Source organism: Micromonospora sp. B11E3 (assembly GCF_039871625.1).
In the GTDB taxonomy this organism is placed as follows: domain Bacteria; phylum Actinomycetota; class Actinomycetes; order Mycobacteriales; family Micromonosporaceae; genus Micromonospora.
In genome coordinates this window covers 1-8,398 of sequence record NZ_JBDPMC010000135.1, presented here as the reverse complement: position 1 = coordinate 8,398, position 8,398 = coordinate 1, and the positions used below count along the sequence as shown (strand labels likewise).

At 68.2% G+C, this 8,398-nt stretch carries 6 protein-coding genes and 1 pseudogene; 1 reads left to right on the top strand and 6 read right to left on the bottom strand.

Annotated elements, in window-relative coordinates:
• Positions 1 to 152 precede the first annotated feature (152 nt).
• Positions 153 to 516, bottom strand: a pseudogene (locus ABGB16_RS32425) (integrase core domain-containing protein); the annotation flags it as partial.
• Here ABGB16_RS32425 and ABGB16_RS32420 point away from each other — a divergent pair.
• On the top strand, positions 503 to 859 hold the full coding sequence (locus ABGB16_RS32420; RefSeq protein WP_347671883.1) for a hypothetical protein: 357 nt from the start codon (positions 503 to 505) through the stop codon (positions 857 to 859). The pseudogene ABGB16_RS32425 and the gene ABGB16_RS32420 sit on opposite strands and share 14 nt — an antisense overlap.
• Positions 860 to 999: 140 nt before the next feature.
• Here the strand turns inward: ABGB16_RS32420 and ABGB16_RS32415 are convergent, their stop codons facing one another.
• The 5 genes from ABGB16_RS32415 to ABGB16_RS32395 all read right to left on the bottom strand — a co-directional run bounded on the left by ABGB16_RS32415 (position 1,000) and on the right by ABGB16_RS32395 (position 7,273).
• Positions 1,000 to 2,070, bottom strand: a complete 1,071-nt coding sequence (locus tag ABGB16_RS32415) for an ABC transporter permease (RefSeq protein ID WP_347671882.1) — start codon at positions 2,068 to 2,070, stop codon at positions 1,000 to 1,002.
• A 2-nt stretch (positions 2,071 to 2,072) separates the two neighbouring features.
• Positions 2,073 to 3,092, bottom strand: a complete 1,020-nt coding sequence (locus tag ABGB16_RS32410) for an ABC transporter permease (RefSeq protein ID WP_347671881.1) — start codon at positions 3,090 to 3,092, stop codon at positions 2,073 to 2,075.
• Complete coding sequence (locus tag ABGB16_RS32405) at positions 3,089 to 4,648, bottom strand: sugar ABC transporter ATP-binding protein (RefSeq protein ID WP_347671880.1); 1,560 nt, start codon at positions 4,646 to 4,648, stop codon at positions 3,089 to 3,091. The genes ABGB16_RS32410 and ABGB16_RS32405 overlap by 4 nt, the downstream gene beginning before the upstream one ends.
• A 75-nt stretch (positions 4,649 to 4,723) precedes the next feature.
• Positions 4,724 to 5,722 (bottom strand): ABC transporter substrate-binding protein, encoded by a 999-nt coding sequence (locus ABGB16_RS32400; RefSeq protein WP_347671879.1) that lies wholly within the window; start codon positions 5,720 to 5,722, stop codon positions 4,724 to 4,726.
• Positions 5,723 to 5,761: 39 nt separating this feature from the next.
• Positions 5,762 to 7,273 (bottom strand): alpha-L-arabinofuranosidase C-terminal domain-containing protein, encoded by a 1,512-nt coding sequence (locus ABGB16_RS32395; RefSeq protein ID WP_347671878.1) that lies wholly within the window; start codon positions 7,271 to 7,273, stop codon positions 5,762 to 5,764.
• Positions 7,274 to 8,398 lie beyond the last annotated feature (1,125 nt).

The following is an 8,398-nucleotide window of genomic DNA, read 5'->3' as shown; positions in this document are numbered from 1 at the left end:
GACTGGGCCGACGAGCACGGGGCGGCGGTACTTCGGGCACCACACCACGTGGTATCCGAGGCTGTACGCCGCCCCACGGTTCGTCTGATATTCGGCCACGAATTTAGTATACGCACGGCACGTAACTGACAGAGCAGCATCAGGGCAGCGATTCACCTGCCGCCTGAAGACGGCAGCCCTCTCGCCTCAAATCGGTAGGTGATCGGTGGCTGCTGTCCGAGCCGGGAGTGGCGTCGGACGGTGTTGTAGCGGTGCAGCCAGCGGAACGCGGTGAGTCGGGCTTCGCGTTCGTCGGTGAAGGCGCGGCGGCCTTGCAGGGTCTCGCGTTTGAAGGTGGCGTTGAACGACTCCGCAGCCGCGTTATCGGCGGAGCTGCCGACCGCGCCCATCGACTGCCGGACTCCGGCGGCCTGGCATTCGGCAGCGAAGGCCCGAGACGTGTACTGGGCACCGTGATCCGTGTGCATGATCGCCCCGTGCAGGCTGCCCCGGGTGCGCTGCGGTGGCGATTCCCAAGAAAGGCAGTCGACTCATCGTCGTCGACGGCGCCTTGTACCGCTGGAACATCCGCAGGCAGCCGGCGAAGGGCCAGCCCACGGCTCAGTCACCGCTGTCCTTCGCCGTGGAACTGGTGCTGGAGCCCGGACGGATCCTCGTCGTGGCGAGCCGCTCGCCCGCGCCGGACGACCGGACCGAGGACCCGTCGGAAGCGGTCCAGCCGGCGCTGGTGGAGCAGAGCATCCGCGCCGCACTGGACCGGGGATGGCAGCCGGACCTGCCAGGCCCGCCGTTCCACCTCAAGCTGCAGCAGTTGCCGGACCTGTTCCCCTGCGGAACCCCGACGGTGGGCCGAACGTGACCTTCGGGCACTCGGATCTGGACTGGTCGGCCGCTGCCGAACGGGCGGTACGCGACTGACGTCGCCTGTCAACGGGCGGCCGGCCATCCATCTGCCAGCCGGTACCGCCATCCGAGTCCTCGCACCGTTTTAGGTCACGGTCATGCTCTCGCCGCCGCGATCTGGTCGCGGATCCGTCGGCGTTGCACACGCTCACCGCGCATGGTGATACCCGCCTGCACGACCATGATCAGCAGCAGGAACAGGCCCCTGACCACGTTCTGCCAGTTGGAGTCGATCGTCAGGGCACCCTGGCCGTTCTCGAAGTTGAGAACCTCGAAGACCGACGCCAGTAGCAGTACCCCGACGAGGCTGGCCGGCACGGATCCCCGACCGCCGGTCAGCAGTGTCCCGCCGAGCACCACCGCCGCGATGACATTCAGTTCCCAGCCGGTCGCCTCGAGCGGGTTGCCGGATGTCGTCTTGGCGGTCAGAAACGCACCGGCCAGCCCGGCGAGCGTGCCGGTGATCAGAAAGGCCGCGAACCTGCTGCGTGCCACCCGCAACCCCATCAACTCGGCAGCCAACCGGTTCCCCCCGATCGCCAGGATGTGACGACCGAAGGCGCGGAAGGAGTAGGCCACCCAGGCCACCAGGAACACCGCGAGGAGCACCAGGAACGGGTACGGGACGACCTCGCCGAGCGACCCGTCGTAGAAGGCGACCAGTTGCGTGCCGAAGTCGACCGGGACCTTGTCGTTCCCGGACAGGATGAGGGCGAGCCCCTTCAGGGCGAGCAGGGCCGCCAACGTGACGATGAACGACGGTAGTTCGAGTAGGGCGATGAGGGCCCCGTTGACCGCCCCGACGACGAGGCCCACCGCGACCGCTCCCGCGAGGGTGACCACCAGCCCGTGCGGGGCCAGCATCGCCGCCACGATGCTGGCCAGGACCGTGGTACCCGCCACCGAGAGGTCGATCTCCCCGAGCGAGATGACGAAGGTCATCCCGACGGCGATGAGGCCGATGCAGACGACGTCGGTCGACGACAGGAACGCCTTCACGTGGAAGGGGCTGTAGAACCGGTCGTACCGGAGGGCCGCGAACACCAGGACGGCGACGAGGACGACGAGCGCCCCGTGCCGCGGTCCGTCGAACTGAAAGGATCCCGTGATCCTGGCCAGCCCGCCGGGCCGGGCCGCATCCCGACCGGGCACTTCGGATGTCTTCATGGTCAGACCCGCCTCCGTCGCTGCACCGCCACCGCCGCGACGATGACCGCCGCCTGCACGAGATTCGCTACTTCCTTCGGGATGTCGTGCCGGATGAGGGTGTAGGCCAGCAGCTGCATCAACGCGGCACCACCCACCGTTGCGAGCACCCGGGCGTTGCCGCCGGTCAGCCGCGTCCCGCCGATTGCGACCGCCGCGATCACAGGGAACTCGATGCCCAGGCCGAGGTTGGCGGCGTCGACCGTTCCGTTCACGGCCACACTCAGCAGCCCGGCCAGCCCGGCCAGCGCCCCGCCGACGGTGTAGACGAGGTACTTCACGCGCCGCACGGGCACGCCGGCGAGGTGTGCGGACCGTTCGTTGCCGCCGGTCGCGATCACGTACCGGCCGAACGTCGTGAGCCGCACCACCACGACGGTGAGGACGACGACGATAACCATGATCAGGGCCTGGATCGGCAGACCGGCGACCTGTCCCCGACCCAGCAGGAGCAACTCGGGGTTCTCGAACGTGAACAACCGCCCGTTCGTCATGACCCGGGCGATTCCCCTGCCGGCTATCAGCAGGACCAGGGTGGCGACGATGGCCTGGATCCGCAGGTGCGCGACGAGGAAGCCGTTGAACGATCCGAACAGGGCGGCCGCCAGCATGCCGACGGCGACGATCAGGACGACGCCCGACCAGCCGCTCTGGAACACCGCGGTGTCCGACAGCAACAGGTACCCGCTCGCGGCACCGGCGACGGCCATCAGTGACCCGACGGAGAGGTCGATCCCGCCGGTTGCCATGATCATGGTCATCCCCATCGCGGCGATGACGATCGTCGCCATCTGCGTGAGGTTCACCTGGAGGGTGGACAGGGTCAGGAAGTCGTCGGTCAGGACGACGTTGGCGAGCACGAGCAGGGCGAGGGCGATCCAGACCCCGTGTCTCTGGCCGATCGCCCGCGCCGGGTGCCGGCGTTGGGGGCCGGCTGCCGGTGGGGCGTCGACTGCCCGTGCCTCCGTGGCGACTGAGCTCATGACAGGTCGTCTCCCGGGTCGGAAGGACGCGCGTCAGGCGCCTCGCCGGACGCCATGGCCCGCATGATCGCGTCCTGGGTGAGGCCTTCGGTCTGGTGGTGCGCCACCGTCTCGCCGTCGCGGAGCACGTAGACCCGCTCGCTGCCTTCGAGGATCTCCTCCATCTCGGAGGAGATCAGCAGCACGCCACGGCCGTCGTTCACCGAGTCGGAGACCAGGCGCTGGATCTCGGCCTTCGCGCCGACATCCACCCCGCGCGTCGGTTCGTCGAGGATCAGCAGGTCCGGATCCAGTACGAGTGATCTGGCGAGCAGCACCTTCTGCTGGTTCCCCCCGGACAGGTCGGACACCGGCTGGTCCACGCTGGCGGTCTTGATGCCGAGCCGGCGGACGCTCTCCGCGACGACCGCCCGTTCCCTGCGGCGGTTGATGAACCCGAACCTCGACAACCTGGGCAGGAGAGAGAGGGTGATGTTCTCCCGCACCGACATTCCCGCCACGATGCCTTCCGTCTTCCGGTCTTCCGGGGTCAGCGCGATCCCGGACCTGATCGCGTCTGCCGGTGAGGTCGGCGCGGCGGCAGCGGCGGAGCCGGCGGTCACCTGACCGTGGTCCACCTTGCGGGCTCCGAAGATCGACTCGGCGAGTTCGCTGCGCCCGGAGCCGAGGAGCCCCGCCAACCCCACGATCTCTCCCGCGCGTACCTCGATCGTCGCCCCACGCAGTGCCGGCCAGCTCGACAGGGCCTTCGTGGTGAGAACCGGATCGCCCACCGCGCGCTGTTCCCGGTGGAACGCGGTCTGCCCGGCCGCGCGCACGTCCTGCGGATCGCGGCCGAGCATCGCGGCGACCAGGTCGATCCGGCTCATCTCGGCGAGCCGGGACTCGGCGACGGTCCGGCCGTCCCGCAGGACGGTGATACGGTCGCACACCGCGTAGAGTTCGTCGAGCTTGTGGCTGACGAAGACCACAGCCACGCCGTCCGCCGTCAGCTGACCGATGACCTCGAACAGCTTCCGCACCTCGCGGTCGTGCAGGGAGGACGTCGGCTCGTCCATGATGATGAGCCGGCTGTCGAACGACAGCGCCCGGGCGATGGCGACCATCTGCTGGGTCGCCGTGCTGAAGGTCTCCAGCGGGCGTGCCGCGTTGACGTGCACGCCGATCCGGGAAAGCAGCTCCTCCGTCTCGCTGACCATCCGGCGGCGGTCGACGATCCCGAGTCGGCGCGGTTCCCGGCCGAGGAACACGTTCTCCGCCACGGTCCGTTGCGGGACCAGGTTGATCTCCTGGTAGATCGGGCTGATCCCGGCCCGCTGCGCCTCGTACGGCGAGCCGAACCCGACGTCGGCCCCGTCGAAGCGAATGCTGCCGCCATCCCGGCTGTAGACGCCCGTGAGCACCTTGAGCAGGGTCGACTTGCCAGCGCCGTTCTGGCCGATGAGCGCGTGCGCCTCTCCCCGGCCCACCCGCAGCCGTGCCCCCCGCAGTGCTGGGACACCGGCGAAGCTCTTGTGAATGTCCTGCATGTCAAGGATCATGTCGTCCGTCGTCATGTGCCTCTCCCGGGGTGGCGTCGCCGGTGACGGGCGGGCGCGGTCGGTCCCGCCCGTCACCGGGCGCGAATGTGGTCAGTAGGCGTTCGGCAGCGCGGTGGCGGCGTTGCTCGCGTCGAAGAAGGCGTCGTCGTTCACCATCGTGGTCTCGACCTTCTCGCCCCGGCCGTAGGCTTCGAGCACGTCGAACGCCTTGGGACCGAAGCGGGGGTTGCACTCCACGGTCGCGCCGAGCTTGCCGTCGATGATCGCCTGCAGTGCTTCCTTCTGCCCGTCGATCGAGACGACCGTGACGTCCTTGCCGGGCCGCCGACCGGCTGCCTCCAGCGCGGTGATCGCCCCAAGGGCCATCTCGTCGTTGTGCGCGAACACCACGGTGGCCTCCGGGTGCTGCTGGATCATCGCCTCCATCTTCTGGCGGCCCTTGTCCCGGACGAAGTCGCCGTCCTGGGTCGCGACGATCTCCAGTTCGGTGCCCTTGACAGCCTCCCGGAACCCCTCGGCGCGGTCCTTGGCCGCGCTCGAGCCGGTGGTGCCGGACAGCTCCAGGATCTTGCCCTTGCCGCCGGCCGCCTTGACGATCCACTCGCCCGCCTTGCGGCCCTCCGCGACGAAGTCCGAACCGATGAAGGTGACGTAGTCCCGCCCCGCCTGCGCGACACTGCTGTCCACGCTCCGGTCGATCAGGAACACCGGGATGCCCGCGTCGCGCGCCTTGATGACGGCTCGTGCCAGGGGTCCCTCCTCGCGTGGCGTGATCAGGATCGCGTCGACACCCTGGGCGATCAGCGACTCCACGTCCTGGACCTGCTTGGCGGTCTGACCCTGCGCGTCGGTGAAGACGATCTTGTGGCCGCGCTTCTGTGCCTCGTCCTGGATGGACCTGGCCAGCGCGAGGGTCCACGGGTGGTCGGACTGCTGCGCCGCGAAGCCGACGGTGTAGGAGTTTTTCTGCTTCAGCTTCGGTGGCCCGGAACCGGCGTCGGCGGAGGCGTCGCCGGAACCTCCACCGCCACATGCGCCGAGAGCCAGCGCCGCGGTCGCGAAGACCGCGGCGATCCTGAACTTGGACATGGTGTTCCTCTCTATGCCGTGTCGTTGGGAAAGGCCGGGTCAGGCGGGCTCGGTCGGTAGGCGGAACACCGTGATCGAGCACGGCGGGAAGGCGTACCGGAAGGAGCCGCCTGAGACGTGCGCCACCGATTCCACGGGGGTCACGTCGTCCGGTCGGTCGAAGTCGTTGGTTGCTCGTGGGTCGCTGTGCCGCAGCGTCGTCACCTGCCCGGCCCCCGCGACGACGACGTCACGCAACTCGACGTCCGCGGTGATCTCCTCGTCCGGTGAACGGTTGACCACCGACAGGGTGAGCGTGGACTTGTCGGGGTCCCGGGTGGCCGCGACGTCCAGGACCTGGAACGGGTTCATGTCGGCAACCGGCTGCGGCCACAGCCAGTGCATGTTCTCCGGGCTCTCCACGAGGTCGTGGGTGGGTCCGTCGACGAAGGTGTCCAGCGCGACCGACTGGGTGTGCTCGGAGAGCATCCGGAACGGGTGGTAGATCGTCTGGAGGAACATCCCGTCGGGACGGGTGAAGATCGGCGCGATGACGTTGACCATCTGCGCGAGATTGGCCATGCCGACCGTCCGGCAATGCCGGACGAAGATGTTCAGGTACGTGGCGACCGCGAGCGCGTCCGAGTGGTCGTACCGCTCCTCCAGCGGTGGCTGGTCGGAGGGCTCGTACACCCCTTCCGTGTACCGGTACCACACGTTCCACTCGTCATAGGCGACCTTGATCTCGTGGCTGAGCTTCTTGCGGTAGGTGACGCCGTCGATCAGCGCGCGCATGGCGCGCAGCGACCGCTCCGCCTGGTGGGGGGCGAGCACGTTCACCCAGTAGTCGGACGACCCGGTGTAGATGTGGATCGAGTGGTAGTCGACGAGGTCCGCGAGACCCTCCAGGACCACCCGGTCCCACTCGCTCCATCCGTTCTGCCCGCAGGAGACGAGCCGGATGGAGCGGTCCGTACGCTTCATCACGTTGGCGAACTGGCGTGCCCTGCGCACGTACTCCTCGGCGGTGAGCTGGCCGACCTGGTAGTCGCCATACATCTCGTTGCCGAGGGCCCACAACTTCACGCCGTAGGGTTCCTCGCGGCCGTTCTCCCGGCGCTTGTTGGCCCAGTACGTGTCCTTGGTGCCGTTGCAGTACTCGACCCATGCCTGCGCTTCGCTGAACGTGCCGGAGCCCATGTTGACGCAGAGGTACGGCTCGTATCCCTCTCGCTCGCACCACCGCAGGAACTCGTCGGTACCGACAAGATTCGACTCGGTGAGAAACCACGCCAACTCGAGCCGCTTCGGCCGTTTCTCAGCCGGGCCGATCCCGTCCGTCCACTGGTAGTTCGAGGCGAAGTTTCCGCCCGGCCACCGGAGCACCGGCGGGTTCAATTCCTTCAGGGCCGCGGCGACGTCGCGGCGGAATCCGGTCTCATCGGCGAAAGGGGACCCGGGATCGTACAGCCCGCCGTAGATGCACCGACCGAGGTGTTCCACGAAACCGCTGAAGATCTTCCGGTCCACGGTGCCGATCGCGCGGTCCGCGTCGACCCTGATGCGCGCCATTCCTGCTCCTCGTCATTGGTTGAGATGTACGTGTCCGACAGCCGGTTGGAGTGCCACGGCGAGGGCTTTCACAGTCCGCCGCGCGAGTCGGTGACACAGCGGTCTCGGTCATGTCGTCGCCGAGCGGGGCCAGCCGCGGGGTGCCGGGGTGTTCCAGCGGCGGGCTGGCGGCGTGCCGGCCCACAGTTAAGCCCGGAACCCGACCCGGTCGACGGCCGGCCCGGGGATCGATCAGCTGACCGGCGACCGCCTCGCGGGCGACACGGAGGCGGGTCACGATCCGCACCGTCGTACGACCGGCGGGCCAACAGGAGGCCGCAGACCTCGTGGGTCTGCTCCGCCTCTGCCCGAAGCGCGTCGCCACGGAGTGCCGGCTGCCGCGTCTACGTGGCATTCCCACCGGGCCGCTCGGGTTCATCTCGACCTGTCCGGCGCGGTGGAGTGGGTGGCAGTGCCGATGGCAGCGGGCCGCATCTACCAGAGTCACAGGCCTCCCCGAGGGGCTAGATGTTAGCGATAACAAAACCAGGTTGCTGCATTGTTAACGCTCACATCTTCTTAGGTCAAGGCCCTGTTCCAACTCGCCCACGAGGTGCCACCACGGTCACCGCCCTACTACCCACCGTACCCAGATAGCCCTCGTCGCGAAGCTGGGCCACCGAGGACACAACCCCCACATCGGTACGGACAACCCGAGGCCTCGGGCTCGCCGCACTGCGCGGCCGAGCCACCACTTCGGGCCCCACCGGGGCGCCGCGACAGATCGCGTGCCCCTACCCGCGTGTACGCGCCACCGCAGAAGACGCGCGTTGCACGCTGCTCCCCAGCCGTCCGGTCATCCGCCACCCCTGCCGGGAGCCCGCATCGTCGTCTTCGGCAACGTCGGCGAGACCGGGAGAACGGTTCGCCCGAGACGCTCGACACGTCACGAGTCGAGGAGGGTCGCGCATTTGAGGTCGGGCGATACCGCTACGAGGTAATTGATACCCCGAACCTCCCTGAGCCTCGATCCACCGATGAATGTCGGGTCGGTGGGACCCCGGAGACAGAAAGTGCCCTCTGAGCTGGAAGGATAGGAGTTCTGACGCTTCTATCGTTTCGCTCGAGAGGGCACCTCGCAGGTGA